General features: G+C 63.2%; 7 protein-coding genes. All 7 read left to right on the top strand.

Annotation, left to right across the window (positions count from 1 at the left end):
* The first annotated feature begins 142 nt into the window (after positions 1-142).
* The 7 genes from RGM2987_RS27395 to RGM2987_RS27365 all read left to right on the top strand — a co-directional run bounded on the left by RGM2987_RS27395 (position 143) and on the right by RGM2987_RS27365 (position 19,504).
* Positions 143-946 (top strand): ABC transporter ATP-binding protein, encoded by an 804-nt coding sequence (locus tag RGM2987_RS27395; protein ID WP_245146111.1) that lies wholly within the window; start codon positions 143-145, stop codon positions 944-946.
* Positions 943-1,926 (top strand): iron ABC transporter permease, encoded by a 984-nt coding sequence (locus RGM2987_RS27390; protein ID WP_245146109.1) that lies wholly within the window; start codon positions 943-945, stop codon positions 1,924-1,926. The genes RGM2987_RS27395 and RGM2987_RS27390 overlap by 4 nt, the downstream gene beginning before the upstream one ends.
* Positions 1,923-2,972: an iron ABC transporter permease gene (locus RGM2987_RS27385; RefSeq protein WP_245146107.1), complete on the top strand. Its 1,050-nt coding sequence runs from the start codon at positions 1,923-1,925 to the stop codon at positions 2,970-2,972. Before RGM2987_RS27390 ends, RGM2987_RS27385 begins: the two co-directional genes overlap by 4 nt.
* A 51-nt stretch (positions 2,973-3,023) precedes the next feature.
* Positions 3,024-3,977, top strand: a complete 954-nt coding sequence (locus RGM2987_RS27380) for an iron-siderophore ABC transporter substrate-binding protein (RefSeq protein ID WP_245146104.1) — start codon at positions 3,024-3,026, stop codon at positions 3,975-3,977.
* A gap of 117 nt (positions 3,978-4,094) precedes the next feature.
* Positions 4,095-5,084: a TauD/TfdA family dioxygenase gene (locus RGM2987_RS27375; RefSeq protein WP_245146102.1), complete on the top strand. Its 990-nt coding sequence runs from the start codon at positions 4,095-4,097 to the stop codon at positions 5,082-5,084.
* 70 nt (positions 5,085-5,154) lie between these two features.
* Positions 5,155-9,972, top strand: a complete 4,818-nt coding sequence (locus RGM2987_RS27370; RefSeq protein ID WP_245146099.1) for a non-ribosomal peptide synthetase — start codon at positions 5,155-5,157, stop codon at positions 9,970-9,972.
* A 67-nt stretch (positions 9,973-10,039) separates the two neighbouring features.
* Complete coding sequence (locus RGM2987_RS27365) at positions 10,040-19,504, top strand: non-ribosomal peptide synthetase (protein ID WP_245146097.1); 9,465 nt, start codon at positions 10,040-10,042, stop codon at positions 19,502-19,504.

Below are 19,504 nucleotides of genomic sequence, written 5' to 3'. Positions count from 1 at the left end.
GCATTTATTTTATTTCGACATATCCTGTCGCCCACTTAGGGCCCTCCAGCTGATTACCTATCGTGTTACAGGACGAAAAACGCCGCGGAGGGCAGCTCGAAAACCCATTCGGTCAGGCCTTCTTGGGCATGGAGGGACGGTCATGCTGAAAGCCACCGATGTGCGGCTGAGCTATGGCGAACAGCAGATTCTCAACGGCGTCAGCCTGGAAATTCCTGAAGGTTGTTTCACGGCGTTGATCGGGGCCAATGGCTGCGGCAAGACCACGTTGTTGAACGTGCTTGCCCATATGCTGCGGCCGAGCGCCGGCAGCGTGCAGTTGTCAGGCAAACCCTTGGGGCAGCACTCGCGTCGGGCGCTGGCGCAACGAATGGCGTTATTACCCCAGCGCACCACATCGCCAGCCGGCATGAGTGTGCGTGAGCTGGTGATGCAGGGACGCTTTCCCTGGCAGAGCTGGTGGCGCCAATGGTCCGAACAGGATCAACAGGCCATTGACCGCGCGATTGACCTGGCCGGTATCGGTCCTTTGCTCGACCGTTCGCTGGCCACCCTGTCGGGTGGACAATTGCAGCGCTGCTGGATCGCCATGACGCTGGCCCAGGACACCCCGGTGATTCTACTGGATGAGCCCACGACCTTCCTCGACATTGCCCATCAGATCACCCTGCTTGAATTGCTGGTCGATCTGCGTGACCAGGGCAAGACCATCATCGCGGTACTTCACGATCTGAACCAGGCCGCGCGTTATGCCGACCATCTGGTGATGATGCGCGAAGGGCGCTTGATCGCCCAGGGCGCGCCAGCCGAAGTCTTCACTCGGGAAAATCTCAAGGCGGTGTTTGATCTGGATGCGCACATTATTACCGACCCCTATTCCGGTGATCCGTTGTGCGTACCCCAGACCAATCGAAGCCAGCCGCTGGCCGTGCGGGAGGCGATGTGAGTCACGGTTTGCGGTTACCGGTCTGGTTGGGTTTGTTGCTGGCGATCGTCCTGACGGCGCTGCTGCATCTGGCCGTCGGTGCAAAGGACATCCCCTGGCAGGAGGCTTGGCAGGCCTTGGTCGCCTATGCGCCGGACAATCCCGATCAGAGTGTCATTCGTGGCAGCCGCTTGCCACGCCTGCTGGTCGCGATGCTGGTGGGCGCCAGCCTGGGGCTCGCCGGGGTCATCATGCAAGCGGTGGGTGACAACCCGCTGGCCGACCCGGGCATTCTCGGCATCAATAGCGGAGCTGCATTGTTCGTTGTGTTCGGCTTGCTGGTGGTGCCGGGCAACGATATGTCGATGATTCCCTTGTTTGCCTTTGCGGGCGCGTTGGTGGCTTCCATCGGTGTGCTGATGCTGGCGGGGCGGGGGCACAACCCGATTCGACTGACATTGTCCGGGGCGATGATCGCGGCGTTGTTCAGCGCGATCACCTCGATCCTGTTGCTGCTCGACCAGCAGGGGCTCGACAGCCTGCGTCGCTGGCTGACCGGTTCCATCGGTGTCACCGGGGGTTCGATGCAGACCTGGGTCTGGCCCTATGTCTTGCTGGGCATGTGCCTGTGCCTGGTAAACGTCCGCGCGTTGAATGCTCATCGGCTGGGGCCTCAGGCGGCGGCCGGCATGGGCGTCAATCTGTTGAAAATGCGTGTGCTCGGCCTGGCATCGGTGGTGCTGCTGTCCGGGGGGGCAGTGGCCTTGGCGGGGCCCATTGGTTTCGTGGGGCTGGTGGTGCCGCATGCGGCGCGGTTGTTGTTTGGCGATGACTACCGGCGCCTGTTATTGGCCGCCCCGTTGTTGGGGGCGTTGCTGCTGATCCTGGCGGATATCGCGGCAAGGACCGTAGTGCGCCCGTTCGAGCTCAATACCGGCATCGTCACCGCCCTGATCGGCGGTCCGATCTTTGTCGTGCTGGTCTTGAGGAAGGTCCGATGATGCGCACTGGATTGACCTTGCCCCGAACCTATCCGTTATTGCCCTGGGTGGCCCGGCCAATCGACCTGATTTGCGTGCTGGTGCTGATGGCTGCCGTTGTTGCATTAGCCCTGTATGCATTGACCGTCGGCAGTTATTCATTGGATGTTGCCCAGGCATGGCAAGCGTTGCTGACGCCTGAGCAGGTCAATCCGATGACCCGCAATCTGCTCTGGGAGCTGCGGCTGCCCCGCGTCCTGTTGGCGATCCTGGCTGGCGCCGCTATGTCCCTGGCCGGTCTGTTGATGCAGTCGTTGACCCGTAACCCTCTGGCAGCGCCGGGCCTGGTGGGCGTGGAATCGGGCGCGAGTGTCACCATGTTGGTGATTATCGTGCTCTGGCCGACGCTGCTTCCCCTGGAGTTCTACCCATTGGCGGCGCTAGCCGGCGGGTTGACGGTGGCTTGCTTCGTTGCGCTGCTGTCCTGGCGCCAGGGTATTTCGCCATTGCGCCTGATCCTGGTGGGCGTTGGGCTTACCGCCATGCTCAGTGCGGTGGCCGATCTGCTGATCACCTACGGCAACATCGATCAGGTGGAGTCGGCCCTGATGTGGCTTGGCGGCAGTCTGCACCGGGCTGGATGGCCCCAGGTCCATAGCCTCGGCGCTTGGCTGATGCTGGCGGGGATGCCGTTGCTGTTTTGTCATCGCCAGTTGAACCTGTTGCAGTTGGGCGAAAAAGTCGCCCTCAGCCGCGGTCTGAATGTCACCTGGGCCATGATGTCGCTGCTGTTGTGCAGTGTCATGTTGACGGCGGCAGCGGTGGCCAATGTCGGCACCATGACGTTTGTCGGGCTGGTGGCTCCGCACCTGGCGCGGCAAATGGCCGGTGACCGGCATGGCGCGCTGATCCCTTTGTCGGCCTTGGTCGGCGCACTGCTGGTGCTGGCCGGCGACACCCTGGGGAGGGGGCTTTTCCCGCCTTTGCAGTTGCCGGCGGGGCTGGTGGTCGCAATCGTCGGAGCACCTTATCTGATTGTTTTGTTGGCGCGTCAGCGCAGCCGTTGAAGCGCAGCGGTGTTCATTGAATTGTCTGGAGGCAAATACGTGCGGGAATGGGTGAAAGGTTCTATTCGAGGTTTGATCGGCATGCTCTGTGTGCCGTTGGCATTGGTGGTTGCACAGGCCAGCGCCGTTGAAACCAAGGCCGCTGAAACCAAGGTGTTCGAGAACAGTTTCGGTCGGGTTGAGGTTCCCGTCGCTCCGCACTGCATCGTGTCTTTGCATGACTTCAGCCTGACGGACCAATTGCTCGAGCTGGGGGTCAAGCCTTGTGGTTCGACGGGGCGCAAGAAACTGTTCTCGGATGTGCTGTTTCGCGGAGCGGAGCAGCGGTTCAATACGGCGGGAATCCAGTATATCGGCTCGCATCAGTCACCCGATCTGGAGGCTATCGCAGCCTTGAAGCCTGACTTGATCGTGGGGTTGTCCTATCACGCCGACATCAAGGACAAACTCAGCAAGATCGCACCGGTCGTGCTGCTGCCTGCCCGGGAAACCGACATCAAGACTTACGCCAAGGAGCTCGCCGAGCTGGTCGGCAAGCAGCAGCGTTATGAAGAAATGCTCCACGAGTATCAGTGGGTCGTCAGCGAGTTCAAGAAGCGCGTCAAGGATCCTTCGCGCATCACGGTCACAACGCTGGAAGTCTACAGCGATGGCTTCCAACTGATCGGCCGCGGCGGCATGGACGACGTCATTACCGATTTTGGCCTGGGGCGCGTCGCCGCTTATCGTGAGGCGCGGCAGAACGTGCCTTACAGCCTGGAACGAATCGGCGACTTCGACAGTGATTTCATCATCGACACCTATGAAGAATTGCTCGACTCGGAAGCCAGCACCGCCGCGTTTCGTCAGTCTCCTCAGTGGAAGAACCTGTTTGCAGTGAAAAACCGCCAGTTTCTGTACCTCAATCGCAGCCGCTATGCCGATACGATGCAGGGCCTGCTGGGTTCTGCCTATCTGCTGATGTCGCATATCGCCGAGCGGGAGAGCGTCCTGCAGGGCAAATAAGCCGATCCTGATGATGCGATTAATACTAATGACAATGATTCTCTGTTGCGGCTGTTAGTCGTTTGTATTAGTTTATGCTCTCGAAAAAAATTCGCTGATCGGATGGCGGGAGCTTATATGGAAAGCGGTTTGGTGCGTGCACAGGTTCAAACCATGGATGTTGTACCGGGTAACGAGCAGACCTTGCCGTTCATATTCCAGGCACCGCAGGCCGGCGCTGCCTGGCAAGCCAGTCGAGCGCAGATCCTGCAAGCGGTGGAGGCCCAGTTGCCTCGTGCGGGAGGGGTTCTGTTTCGCGGTTTCGCGTTCAAGGGTGAAGCGGACTTCGAGGAATTTGCCCGCAGCTTCGGTCATGAGTTGCTGACCTACGACTATGCGTCCACTCCGCGCACCAAGCTCAACAACCGGGTGTACACCTCCACCGAGTACCCGGCCCACCAGGTTATCCCGCTGCACAATGAGCAGTCCTATTCGCTGAACTGGCCGATGAAGATCTGGTTCCATTGTGTGCAGGCTTCGCCGGTCGGCGGTGAAACGCCCATTGCCGATAGCCGTCTCGTCTACCAGCAGATCGACCCCGCTATCCGTCAGCGCTTTGCCGAGAAGCGCCTGATGTATGTGCGCAACTACGGCAACGGCCTGGACCTGCCCTGGCAGCAGGCTTTCAGCACCGAGGACCGCACGCAGGTCGAGCGTTACTGTCGTGCCAGCAACATCGAGTTCCAGTGGAAAGACGACGGTGAGCTTTCCACTCGCCAGGTCTGCCAGGCCGTGGCCCAGCACCCGGTGACGGGGGAGTGGGTGTGGTTCAACCAGGCGCATCTGTTCCATATCTCCAACCTTGCAGCGCCGGTACGCGAGACATTGATCTCCATCGTCGGGGAACAGGGTGTGCCGCGTAACGTGTTTTATGGCGACGGCTCGCCGATTGAACTGGAGGCGCTGGAGCATATCCGCGAAGTCCTGCAGCGTTGTCAGGTGAGCTTTCCCTGGCAGGCAGGTGACGTCTTGATGCTCGACAACATGCTGGTCGCTCACGGTCGCGCAACCTTCCAAGGATCGCGCAAGGTCGTGGTCGCCATGGCGGAGCCGGCCTCGGCAGGCTGATCGCCTCTTCCTTTCAGAAAGCCGCCGCAATGGGCGGCCTATTTCGAACAAGCACAATGAAGGACATCAAATGCTCGATCGCCTGATGCATCGCTGCTGGCTGCGTGGAATTCGCCTATCGATAGCCGAAGGTCGTTTGATCGTTACGCACGGATCGCCCGGTGCGCTGGATGAAGAACTCAACGCCCAACTTCATGCACGCGACACTGAAGTGCGGCAGTGGCTGCAACGACACCCCGACTATTTCGATGCCCGACCGCTGACGGACAACGAGCAGGCGCTCTGGTTTCTCCAGCGCCTTGCGCCCGACAGCTGCGCCTACAACATTGCCTATGCCGGACGGATCAAGCCACAGTTCGTTACCCAGGACTTGCCCCAGCGTCTGCAAGACGCCTGGGCAACCGTACAACAGCGCTATCCGTTGTTGTGCACGCCCTATGCCGAGCGCAACGGTGACTTGCTGCAATGGAGCCACCGCGAGCGCGTCCAGTCGTTGCAGCGCGTGGCATTGCAGGACGCGGACGCGCAGACGTTGCAGCAACGCATCACCGAGACGGCCGATCTTCCCTTCAAGCTGGAAGACGCAGACGTCAGCCGGGTAGTCCTCTTCAGCAACGCGCGCGATGGTCATGTCGAGCACAGCGTGCTGCTGGTGATTCATCACATCGCGGCGGATCTGGCCACGTTCTACATCGTGCTCAATGAGCTGTTCGCGCTGCTCCACGATCAGCCGCTGCCCGCCGTGAATCCCGATGCCTATCGCGACTATTGCAGCGACTTGCATATCCGCAGTGAGGCGGCCGAGCCCGTGGAACTGGCATGGTGGCAGGCACAGCTGGCCGAAGCCCCGGCCCTGGAGCTGCCTACCGATTTCCCCTATGGCAGCAACCAGGCATTCAAGGGCGGGGAGTTGTCGGTCCGCTTCGACCCGGCCACCACGGCGCGGTTTCGCGCCGTCGCCCGAGAGTGGGGGGTGACGCCGTATGTGTTGTGGTTCTCGCTGTTCCAGCAATTTCTCGGCGTGCTGTCGGGCCAGGACGACTTCATTCTGGGAACGCCCAGCGGTTGGCGCTTGCGCCGTGAACACGTCAACCTGCCGGGGTACCTGGTCAACCCGCTGCCCATCCGCTGCCGTCTGCGTCGGGACCTGTCCAGCGGCGAGTGGGCCAGGCAGGTCGATGCCACCGTCAAGAACGCCTTGCAGCACCGCCATTACCCGTTCTCGCGCCTGGTCAAGCAGTTGGATCTACCGCGCCAGGCGGGCAGGGCGCCGCTGTTCCAGCACATGTTCACGCTGAACAAGGAACGCATTGCACCGTTCGAGCAGTACGTCGACCGCTTGCTGTCGGAGCAACGAGGCGCGGCCCACGAATTGAACATGGTGATCATCGACGAAGAAGACGGATTTCTCTGCCGGTGGCGCTACAGCAAGGCGTTGTATCGCCACGAAACGATCGAACGCTATCGCGATCAGTTCGTCGCCCTGGCTCTGGCGGCGATCGAACAGCCCCAGGTGCCGTTTGCCGACCTCCACTGGCTGGCGCCCGAGCAGCAGTCGTTGCTCAAAGGGGAGGACGTGCCGGTTCCCTTCAGCAACGCCTGGCAGGCATTCACCGAGCAATGTGGGCGCAAGCCCCAGTCGATTGCCCTTCAGGATGAGCAGGGTACGCTCAGCTACGCAGAGCTGGGACGTGCCGTGGTCGCTCGTGGCGAACGCTTGCAGCAGGATTCGAGCCTGGCCGGTGAGCGCATCGCCCTGTGCTTGCCGCGCAGTCGTGAGCTGGTGATGCACATGCTCGCAGCGTGGCAGTGCGGCGCGACTTACCTGGCGCTCGATCCGCAATGGCCGGCGTCGCGTTTGCAGGAGATCTGCCAGGACGCCACGCCCAAGGTTTGGATCAGTGAGGGCGAGCGACCCGAGTGGTTGCCCGAGCAGGTTCGATGGGTGGCGTTGCCGCCTGCGCCGTTGTTCAGTGAGTCACCATTGCGGGCTTCCCTCGCGGCCGACCTGGCGGCTTACGTGGTCTACACCTCGGGCTCCAGTGGCCGGCCCAAGGGCGTCGAGGTCAGTCAGGGCAACCTGATTCATTATGTGAGCGGTTGCCTTGAGCGCCTGGGGCTGCCTGGCGATGCAAGCCTGGCCAGCCTGGCCAGTTGCGCGACGGACCTGGGGCATACCGCCTTGTTCGGCGCGCTGCTCAGCGGTCGCTGCCTGCGCCTGCTCGCCGAGGACCTGGCCTTCGATGCCGAAGAACTGGCGGCCGTACTGGCGCGCCAACCCGTCGATCTGTTGAAAATCGTGCCGTCGCACCTGAACGCCTTGTTGATCGCCAGGGACCCACAGCGGTTGTTGCCACGACAGTGCCTGGTGGTCGGTGGCGAAGCCCTGAGCCACGACCTGGTGACACGCTTGCGCGCGTTGAAAGCCGATTTGCGCATCGTCAACCACTATGGCCCCAGCGAAACCACGGTCGGGGTGTTGACCCATGAGGTGGATGCCAGTGGTGCCGCGCCGTTGGGACGGCCACTCGCCAATGTCCAGGTCAGCGTGCGCGGCCCTGACGGTACCCTGTTGCCGGTAGGCGTCAGCGGTGAACTGTACGTTCAGGGGGCGACCGTGGCGCTGGGTTATGTGAGTGCCAGCGACGCCGACCGCGCACGTTTCGGTGAGCACGGTTATCGCACCGGTGACCGGGTACGGCTCAATCACCTGGGGCAGATGGAGTTTCTCGGTCGCCTCGATGAACAGGTCAAGATCCGCGGCTACCGGGTGGAGCCAGCCGAGGTCGCGGCCCAACTGCGCGCCATGCCGCAGGTCAGCGATGTCAGGGTGCTGAACTGCCCGACGCCGTTGTCGGGCAATCGACTGGTCGCCTTCCTGGTTGCGCCGCCAGCCGCGCTGGCCGGCATCCAGGAAACCTTGCAAGGGCAACTGCCGGATTACATGCAACCGGCGCAATGGCATTGTCTCGACGCTTTCGCGCTGTTGCCCAACGGCAAGGCCGATCGACAGGCATTGTTGCGCCTGGCTGAGCAGGCGACGACCCCGGCCCATGGGGCAGGGCGGTCGGACGATCAGCCCTTGAGCGCCGTGGAAACCGCGTTGCTGGACATCTGGCGCTCGATGCTCGGCAACCAGGAGGTCGGGCCCGATGACAACTTCTTCGCCCTGGGTGGCGATTCCATTCTCGGCTTGCAAATCATCGCCCTGGCGCGCCAGCAACAGATCTTGATGACGCCCAAGCAGTTGTTTGCCGAGCAAACGGTGCGTGCCTTGGCCCGGGTGGTGCAGACACCACAGCGCAGCCTGGAGCTGCGCCTGCTGGAGATCGCCCGGGAGATTCTCAATAACTCGGATCTGCAGGTCGACGACAACTTCTTCTCGGTCGGCGGCGACTCGATCCTGAGTTTGCAGATCATCGCCCGGGCCAAACAACAGGGCCTGCTGCTCAAGCCCAAACAGATCTTCGAGTTTCCCACCGTGCGCGGCTGGGCCGGGCAAGCGGTAGACCTTGGCGCGATGACTGAGCAGTCCGCCAGCCACGCGCCCGAACCGACCACGGCCTTCGCCTTGACGCCGATCCAGGAATGGTTTTTTTCCCAGGAACAGAACCTGGCCGAACACTGGAACCAGTCGTTGCTGCTGGCCCTGGACGAGCCACTGGACCAGCAACGGTTTACCCGAGCCCTGGGCGCGTTGCTTGAACGCCACGCCAGCCTGCGCCTGACGTTTGAAGCGTCCTCGCAGGGTTGGCAGCAACGCTATCAAGGTTTTTCCCAGGACCAGGTCAAAACGCTGTTCCGGGTCGAGGAACAGCCCTTGACCGAAGCCTTGCTGCAACGTTCGCAGCAAGGCTGGGACCTGGCCCAGGCACCCTTGATCCGCTGGGTGTATTTCACCCAGAGCCGGGAGTTGCTCTGCACGGCCCATCACCTGTTGGTCGATGCGGTGTCATGGCAGGTTCTGCTGCACGAGCTGGAGAGCCTGTACCTGCAACCGGATGCGGTACTGCCCGCCGTCACGGCAGGTTTCCATGTGTGGAGCGAGGCGTTGCAGCGCCACCGGGGTGACCCCGAAGTGCTGGCGCAGGTGGATTACTGGCATGAGCAACTGGCCGCTGAGGGCACCGTGCCCGAACAGGTCAGTGTGTACGGTGAGAGCCGGACGCTGGAGGCGCAACTGACCGTTGAGCAGACGCAGTTGTTGCTGGGCGATTGCCATGCCGCCTACGGCACGCAAGTCCAGGATCTGCTGGTGGCTGCCTTGGCCGGTACTCTCGGACAGTGGCAGGGACGCGAGCGGGTCACCCTGGAAATGGAAAGCCACGGTCGCAGCGGCTGGGAGCAAGGCCCCGATCTGTCCCGTTCGATCGGCTGGCACACCAGCCGCTATCCGCTGGCCATCGACACCTCCTGGGAACCGGAACGCTCGATCATCGCAGCCAAGGAAGCCCTGCGCCGCCTGCCTGAACAAGGCCTGGGCTACGGATTGCTGCGCCTCGATCCGGTCCACGGCCTGGGAGCGGCCTCGCTGTTGACCTTCAACTATCTGGGACGGGTGGAGCAATGGCTGGAGGCATCCAGGCTCTGGCGATTGGCCCGGCCGATCTGCCCAGGCATGCGCGCCGACAGCACCCGCCGCACGCATCTGCTGGACGTCACGGCGCTGGTGAACGAAGGCCGGCTGCATATCGAATGGCGTTACGACCCGCAGATCCACGAGCCGGCGTTGGTCCGCGAGTTGGCCCAGCAGTTCCAGCAGCGCATCGCCGACTTGCTGGAGCACTGTCTGGCGCCCACGGTGGGTCGCGCCACGGCTTCGGACTTCGCTGACTCAGGCCTGTCCGACGATGAATTCCTGGGCCTGCTCGAACAGCTCGAGCAGTGATTAACCCTGCGTAGCCGTACATACAGGCATACATACACGCATACATACAGGTTCGGATACCGTCAGCATGAACGACAAGGTCAAAGCACTTTCGCGCAATATCGAAGCGATTTATCCGCTGGCACCCATGCAGCAGGGATTGCTGTTCCACAGTCTCTTGTACCCTGGCAAGGGCATGTACCTGCTGCAATACCGTCATGTCATGGTCATGCCGAATCTCGACCTGGCAGCGTTCCGTCAGGCCTGGGCGCAGGTGGTGGAGCGCCATGAATTGCTGCGCACCTCCTTTGTCTGGAAGCAGCAAAAGCGTCCGATGCAAGTCGTGCACAAACAGGTCGAATTGCCGATCACTTATGAGGACTGGTCGCACCTGAGCGAAGGCGAGCAACAGGAGCGCCTGGAGCACCTGCTCAGTGAAGAGCGGGCCCAGGGACTGGACTTTACCAAGGCGCCCCTGATGCGGGTCAGGCTGTACAAATTGGCGCCCGACACCTATCAATTCGTGCGCAGCTACCACCACATCCTGATGGACGCGTGGTGCTTCTCGATCATCATGATGGACTTCCTCAACGGCTACCGTGCCGCCCAGGAAGGCCGGCGCCTGAATCTGCCGGCGCCGCGTCCGTATCGCGATTTCATTCGCTGGCTGGAAACCCAGAAGCCGCAGGACCACCAGGCGTTCTGGCAGCAGCGCCTGGCGGGGTTCGACACCCCCAACGAGTTTGGCTTCGGGCATGTCGGCCGGATCCAGGGGGCCGCGGAGCCCGTTGAAGACTGCGTCGAACACCTGGCGCTCGAGCAGACCCTCGCCCTGCAAAGCGCGGCGGCCCGGCACGGCATTACCCTGAACACGCTGGTGCAGGGGGCCTGGGCTTTGCTGTTGGCGCGCTACAGCGGGGATCGCGACCTGGTATTCGGTATCACGGTCGCCGGTCGGCCGGTTCACCTGCAAGGTATGGAAAGTATCGTCGGCCTGTTCATCAACAGCCTGCCACTGCGCTGGAGCATGCGCCCGGATGACGCGTTGGGTCCATGGCTGAAGGCCTTGCAGACCGAGAACCTGAGCCTGCGCGAACACGAAAGCGTGTCCCTGGCCGAGATCCAGCGCTGGAGCGAAGTGCAGCGCCAGGACCTGTTCCAGAGCCTGTTCGTGTTCGAGAACGCGCCCATTGCCGCCGACTTGCGTCAGGGGCAACTGGACTACCTGATCAGCGACATGGCCAACCGCACCCACACCAACTACCCCATCACGGTGGTGATCGTTCCGGGTGAGCGCCTGCACCTGCAATTGACCTATCAGACCGACTGGTTCCTGCGCGAAGAAATCGAGCAGATGCTGCGTCACTTCCGCACGTTGCTGCTGAACATCGGTGCGGCCTTGCAGACTCATCCAGAGACACCGCTGCACCACCTGGCGATGCTCGATGAGCGCGAAATCGCGCACCAGCATCAGGTCTGGGCCGGTGGAGGCCTGGCGGCCGACGAACAGCTGCTGCAACCCTTGTACATCGAGCGATTGCAGCAACAGGTTCGCCTGACGCCCGAGCGCATTGCCATGGTTCACGGCGACCAAAGCCTGACGTTCGATCAGGTGAACCGCGCCGCCAACCGTCTGGCTCGGCATTTGCGCGCCCAGGGTGTCAACGCCGGCGACTTGATCGCGGTGTTCGACGAGCGTGGCCTGGACCTGGTGGTGATGATCCTTGCCACCCTCAAGGCCGGTGCCGGTTGGCTGCCGCTAGACCCACGCAATCCACCTCAGCGCTTGGCCCAGGTCCTGCGCCAGAGCCGAACGCCGTTGCTGGTTCACAGTGCGGGGCTCGGCGAGCTGGCGCTGGAGGCGGTGGAGCTGCTCGAACAGCCTCCCAAGGCTGTGCTCTACGATCCTGCGGTATTGAACAGCTACAGCGATGAAGACCTGGACCTTGCGGTCCACGACCTTTCGTTGGCCTATTGCATCTTCACGTCCGGCTCCACCGGCACGCCCAAAGGGGCCATGGTGGCGCACGCGGGCATGCTCAACAACATCCTCGGCAAACTGCCGGGGCTGGGGCTCGATGCGTCCGATGTGATTGCCCAGACCGCGCCGCAATGCTTCGACATTTCTGTCTGGCAAACCCTGGCCGGCCTGGTGCTGGGGGCACGCACGGTGATCCTCGGCGATTGCATCGCGCAGGATCCCGATGCGCTGGCGGCGGCCATCGAACGGCACGGCATCAGTATCCTCGAAGCCGTGCCGTCGCTGATGCAGAGCCTGCTCGACGCGGGGCTCGAGCACTCGCCACTGCGCTGGGTGCTGGCCACCGGCGAGGCGCTGACGCCGGCCCTGGCGCGTCGCTGGTTCGACCGCTATCCCGCCATTCCGCTGATGAACGCCTATGGGCCCGCCGAATGCTCCGATGATGTCGCGTTCCATCCGTTGCTCGAACGTCTGCCGGAACAACGCATCAACGTGCCCATCGGCCGCGCCACCCTGAACAACCGCTTGTACCTGCTCGACGCCGACCTGCAACCCATACCGGCCGGTGCGGTGGGGGAGATTTTCGTCGCCGGTGTCGGCGTCGGACGCGGCTACATGGCAGACCCGGCGCGCACGGCGGCGGTGTTCCTGCCGGACCCGATTGCCAACGACGGTTCGCGTCTCTATCGCACCGGTGACCTGGCGCGCTTCCTGCCCAACGGCGATCTTGAATACGTTGGCCGTACCGACCATCAGGTCAAGATCCGCGGGCATCGCATTGAACTGGACGAAATCGAAGCCTGCCTGAGCCATTACCCCGGCGTCCGGGAAGCCGTGGTCGTCGCCCGTGACGATCAGCAACGCGCCAAGGTGCTGGTGGCCTATGTGGTGGGCGATGCACACGTGAGTATCGAGGCCTTGCGCGAGCATGTCCTGGGCCATCTCCCACCCTACATGACGCCCGGCGCATTTGTGTTCCTGGAGCGCTTCCCGCTCAATGGCAACGGCAAGATCGATCGAAAATCCTTGCCCGCCCCGGATTTTGCCGCGCAGAGCCAGGCCCGCTACGTTGCGCCCAGCAGCGAGCTGCAAAGCCAGATGGTCGAGGCGTGGCAGAGCGTGCTGGGGCTCGGCCAGGTGGGTGTCGAGGACAACTTCTTCGAGCTGGGCGGTCATTCGCTGCTGGCCACTCAACTGATTGGCCTGATCGGCAAACTCACTGGCAAGGATTTGCCCCTGCGCGTGGTCTTCGAACGCCCGACCATCGCCGCCATGGCCGATTGGCTGGAAAACCAGGCTGGCACTGTGAAAGCGTCGCCAACGCTGTTGCCGCGCCCTGACAAGCTGCCGCTGTCGTTTGCCCAGCAACGTCTGTGGTTTCTGCAACAGCTGGATCCCCACAGCCCCGCCTATAACCTGGCAGGCGCCGTTCGCTTGACCGGCGAGTTGCACATCGCCGACCTGCGGGCTGCGCTGCAGGCTGTGGTGGATCGGCACGAAGTGCTGCGCACCGGATTCATCAACCAAGCCGAAGGGCCGAGCCAGCTGATCCTGGCCCGCACTGAGCTTGAGTTGCCCTTGGTCGACGTGCAGGACGAAGAAACGCTGCACGAGCTGCTGCGTCAGGATGCAATGACGCCGTTCGCGCTGGAAACGGCTCCGTTGCTGCGCGCCAGGCTCTATCGGCTGGCCCCGGATGCCTTTGTCTTGTCGTTGAACTGCCATCACATCGTCGCCGATGGCTGGTCCTTGCAGTTGATCATCGATGAGGTGTGCAAGCAGTACCGCAACCTGCGGCAAGGGCTGGCGACAGCGCTGCCGGCGCCGTCGATGCAGTACGCCGACTATGCCCTCTGGCAACACCAATGGATGAGCAGCAAGGCGTGCGAACAGGAACTGGCGTTCTGGCGCGAGCAGTTGGCTGGCGAGCTGCCGGTGCTGGAGCTGGCGGCTGACTTTCCCCGTCCCGCCCAGGCGAGCCAGGCCGGTGGGCGTGTCGAACGGCGCTTGTCCGAAGCCCTGACGGCACGCTTGCGCGCATTCAGTGCCCGCCACGGCTGGAGCAATTTCATCCCGATGCTCACCGCGTTCCAGTTGCTGTTGCGCAGTCGCGGCGGCGCGGATGACATCCTGGTCGGCGTTCCCGTGGCCAACCGGCACCACGGGGTACTCCAGCCCCTGGTCGGTTGCTTCGTCAACACGCTGGTGTATCGCAACAAGCTTTCCGGCGAGCGCAGCCTGCTGCAACTGATGAGCGAGCTGCAAGCGCTGTCCGTGTCGGTTCAATCCCATCAGGACTTGCCATTCGATTACCTGATCGAGCAACTCGGCGTGGTCCGGCAGGTGAGCTACAACCCATTGTTCCAGGCCATGTTCAACTACTTCCCGGGCAATGCCCTGGAGCGTTTTGAATTGACCGATGTGATCGCCGAGCCGTTGGACAATCGTCCGGACAGCGCCTTGTGTGATCTGCACCTGGATGTGCGTGACAGCGAGCACGGCATCAGCCTGAGCCTGCAATACAGCAGCGACCTGTTCCGCGAAGAGACCGCCCAAGCGATGGCCGAGCAGTACCTGGCGATGCTCGATGCGTTGATCGAGCATCCAGAGGGCGCATTGGGTGAACTGGCCTGGCAGTCTGCCGAGAACCCCCTGGCCCGGATCGAAGGACCCGGCGTCACGGGGCATCAGGATATTCTCCAGGCCTTTGTGCGTCAGGTCGCCCGTCAACCTGACGCGACGGCGATAATGGCCGGTGATGAGCGCCTGAGCTACGCCGAGCTGGACCAGGCTGCCGAGCGATTGGCGGCGGCCCTGCAAGCCCATGGCGTTGGCATCGAGGATCGAGTAGCCCTCAGCCTGCCCCGCGACGCTCGCCTGCCGATGGCGATGCTGGCGATTCTCAAGGCCGGTGCTGCCTACGTGCCGTTGGCCGAGGACACCCCGCCGGAACGTGGCCGCTACATCCTCGAGGCGGCGCAACCCAAGCTGTGCCTGGGCACCGGCGCGAGCCTGGCGCTATTGGCGCAGTGGAACAGTGGCGTGGCGTTGCTGGACATCGATGCCCTGAGCACCACCGACCGCTACACGGCTGCGGTAGTGGCTCAGGATCAGCTCGCCTACGTGTTGTATACCTCCGGCTCCACCGGTCAGCCCAAGGGCGTGGCAATCAGCCGTGGCAACCTGATGAACCTGTTGCTGGCCGTGGAGCAGGCTGTGCCCATGACGGCTCGGGACCGGGTCCTGGCATTGACCACCGCGACCTTTGATATTGCCATCGTCGAACTGCTGCTGCCGCTGGCACACGGCGCCAGCATCCTGTTGGCCGACCGCGAACAGGCGCGTGATCCCCAGGCGATCGATCAACTGTTGATGACCGGCCAGCCGACGATCATGCAGGCCACGCCCGCGACCTGGCGAATGCTGGTGGCGCATACCTCGCGCAGCTGGCAGGGCGTGCGTGCGATTTCCGGCGGAGAGGCCTTGCCCTGTGCGCTGGCCGAAGCCATCGAGGGCAGGGGCGCCCGGGTCATCAACGGTTACGGGCCGACGGAAGCGACGGTCTACAGCACCTTTGAAGTACGCAGCGGTGACGAGGGTGTTGGTGTGGAGGTGCCGATCGGGCATCCGGTCGCCAATACCGCCGCGTATGTCCTCGATGCCGACTTGCAGCCGGTGGCCGCCGGGGTGCCCGGTGAACTGTACCTGGCCGGGGCGAGCCTAGGTCGGGGCTACTTCGCGGCAGCACGACTGACCGCGGCGGCGTTCCTGCCGGATCCGTTCGTGCCAGGTGCGCGCATGTACCGCACGGGTGACCGGGTCCGACGCAACAGCCATGGCAGCCTGGACTACCTGGGACGGCTGGATTTCCAGGTCAAGCTGCGCGGTTTCCGGATCGAGCTGGGTGAAATCGAAGCGCTGCTGGCGCGCATCCCCGGGGTTCGCGAAGCGGCTGTCGTGCTACTGGGCAGCGGTGAAACCGCGAGCCTGGTGGGTTACTACGCAGGCGACGAGTTGGATGAAACGATGCTGCGCGGGGCGCTCGCCGCGCAACTGCCGGACTACATGCTGCCGAGCCAGTTCGTTCGCCTGGACACCCTGCCGTTGAGCCCGAGTGGCAAGGTTGACCGCAAGGCACTGCCGGCACCGCAACAACGCGACGGACAGCGCGGCACGCTTTCGAGCGAGTGGGAGCGGGAGGTGGCCAGGCTCTGGGAGGAACTGCTGGGCTGCACCGACATTGGCGCCCACGACAATTTCTTCGCCCTGGGTGGCCATTCATTGCTGGCGGCGCGGCTGGTGGCGCGGATTGCCGAACAGCATGGCCGGCGCCTGCCATTGCGCACGCTGTTCGAGCAGCCGGTGCTGCGCGATTTTGCGGCGCAGGTGGCGGCGGCGAATGTTGAAGCCGAGGGCATCCTGCGTCCCTCCAAGGAACGCCTGGCACCGCTGCATTTCACTCAGCAGCGCCTGTGGTTCTTGGATCGCCTGCAAGGGGATACCCAGGCCTACCACCTGTCCCTCGCCCTGCGTCTGGGAGGGACGCTGCAACCGTCATTGCTGGAGCAGGCGCTGACGCAGCTGAGCAATCGCCAGCACAGCCTGCGCACGGTGTTCAGCGAAACGTCCGATGGGGCGCGGCAGTCTGTCGAGGCGTCCACGACGGTGCCGTTGAGCGTCGAGCCACTGGAGATGGACGAGCAGTCCCCAGGTTTCGCGCAGAAACTGAGTCAGGAAGCGCAACGTCCCTTTGACCTGTCGGCGCCGCCGCTGTGGCGGGTGCGTGTGTATCAGGGCCAGAACCTCTGTGTGCTGCAGGTCACCTTGCACCACATCATCGCCGATGCCCGTTCGCTGGAGATTTTCTTCAATGAGCTGCAACTGATCTATCAGGCATTGCTGGAAGAGCGCAGCGCTAGCCTGCCGCCACTGCCGCTGCAGTTCCCGGACATCGCCGCCAGTTGGCAAAGTCCGGCAGGGCAGGCGCGTATCGAATCGCAGCTTGAATACTGGCGGCAAACCCTGGAAGGGGAGCCGCCGGTGCTGAACCTGCCCACCGACAGGCCTCGTCCCGCCGAACAAGGTTACAACGGCCAGCGCCTGCGCTTCAGCCTGCCGGCCACGCTGGTCCAGCGTCTGCGTGACACCGCGCAACGCCACGGGCTGACCGCGTTCGCGCCATTGCTGGCCGCTTGGAAAATCCTCCTGGCCAGGCACTCGGGCCAGCGTGAAATCTGGATCGGCCTGCCGGTCGCCCATCGCCACCAGGCTCACACCGATAACCTGATCGGCTACTTCGCGACCACCCAGGTGCTGCGCAGCCACATCGATGCCCAGCAGCCGGTCGAACAGTTCTGGCAGCAACTGCAAGCCAATCACCTGGCTGCCCAGCAGCATGCGGACGTGCCTTTCGAACGATTGGTAGAAGCGTTGAATGTGCGCCGCGACCTCAGCCACACCCCGCTGTTCCAGGCGTTGTTCAACCTGATCCAGCGCGATGCAGCAACGGGCGAGCAGCGTTTCGCCGGTCTGCCGATGCAGCGGCTGGACGTGGAAAGCGACAGCGCCCTGGTGGATATCGGCTTGCACATCGAGCAGTACGGTGATGACTGGCAATGCGTGCTGGAATACAACACCGACCTGTTCTTGGACCGCACGGCGCAACGCTATGCGGACGAATACCTGCATCTGCTCGAGGGCACGCTGGAAAACACCCAGGCGCGCCTCTGGGACATCGACCTGGCCAATACCGATCATGCCCTGGCCCTGCGGCCCTGGAACCAGACGGCCGAGGCCTTGCCCCGCGAAGCGGACCTGATTGCCCGTTTCGAACGCCAAGTGGCACTGACGCCCGATGCGTTGGCGGTCGACTGTCAGGATCAGCAACTGAGCTATGCCCAGCTCAACGCCCTCAGTAATCGCCTGGCCCATTGGTTGCGTACACAGGGCGTCGGCACGGACGACCTGATTGCCGTCTGTCTGACCCGGGGCCGCTGGTTGTTGCCGACACTGCTGGCCATTCACAAAGCCGGCGCGGCATACCTGCCGCTGGACCCACAACACCCGGCGGATCGCCTGCGCTTCATCATCGAGCACGCCCGTCCGGCCCTGGTGCTCAGCGAAAGCCTGTGCGGCGATGTCCTCGACGGTGTCGACAGCGTCTGGCTCGATCAGTTGTCGCTGGAGGCATGCAGCACCGACAACCCGATGTTGACGACCCACCCGGAGCAACGCGCCTATGTGATCTACACCTCGGGCTCGACCGGCACACCCAAAGGCGTACAGGTCACCCGTGGGAACCTGGGCAACCTGCTGGTCGCTCTTGATCGGCAATTGCCATTGGGTGCTGCGGATGTCTGGCTGGCCAGCACCACTTACGCGTTCGATATGTGCAAGCCGGAGCTGTTCCTGCCGCTGGTCAATGGCGCGGCCATCCTGCTGGCCCGTCGCGAGCAGGTCGTCGATGGTCACCGGCTGTTTGCCTTGCTTCGCCGCGCGACCGTGTTCCAGGCGACTCCCGCCGGCTGGCAGATCCTGCTGGAAACCGCGCAGGCCGACTGGCCGCCTGTGCGCGGGTTGATCGGTGGTGAGGCGGTGCCCGCTGAGCTGGTGACGGAGCTGCGCAGCCGCGGCGTGGTGCTGATCAACGCCTATGGCCCGACCGAAACCACGGTCTGGTCGACGACGCAGGCGCTGCAAGACGTGCCGTCTGGCGTGGCCGATATCGGCTCGCCGCTGCTCAACACGCGTTGCTATGTGCTCGATGAAATGCTGCGCCCGGTGCCACTGGGCACTACGGGTGAACTCTATATCGCCGGCGCCGGGGTGACCCGTGGTTACCAGCATGCCGCCGCCACCACGGCAGCGGTCTATCTGCCCGACCCGTATGCCAGTGAACCTGGCAGCCGCATGTATCGCACCGGCGACTTGGTACGCCGGCGCGATGACGGACGACTGGCCTACGTCGGACGCAGCGATTTCCAGGTCAAGGTGCGCGGGTTCCGCATCGAGCCCGGCGAGATCGAATCGCTGTTGCGTCGTTATCCGGGCGTGGAGGAGGCGGTGGTGATGATCGACTCGCGCAGTCAGAGCCTGTTCGCCTGGCTGCAAGCGCCGAGCCCCGTTGACCAGGCAGAACTGCGTCGGCATCTGGAAGGCCTGTTGCCGGGCTATATGATCCCGGCGGGTTTCATTATCCAGCCACGCCTGGCCCTCAATGCCAACGGCAAGATCGACCGCAAGGCTTTGCCGGCGCCGCAACCGGTCACGATCCAGGGCGTGGCGCCGCGCACTGAGCTTGAGCAGCAACTGGCCGAGATCTGGCAGGACCTGCTGGAGTTGCCGCAGGTTGGGGTGTTCAACAGTTTCTTCGAGCTGGGAGGGCATTCGCTGCTGGCGATGCGCTTGATGACCCAGGTCGAGAGCCGTTTCGGCGTCAGGATCGAGCTGCGCAGCCTGTTCCACAACCCGACGATTGCCGGTCTTGCCGAGCAGATCGAGAAACCCCAGGGGCCGTCGACGGACCAGGCCCTGGACGAAATGCAGCGCCTGTTATCAGAGATGGAAGAGTAA

The organism is Pseudomonas sp. RGM2987 (genome assembly GCF_022952855.1).
Lineage (GTDB): Bacteria > Pseudomonadota > Gammaproteobacteria > Pseudomonadales > Pseudomonadaceae > Aquipseudomonas.
This window is presented reverse-complemented; position numbering and strand designations above follow the sequence as displayed.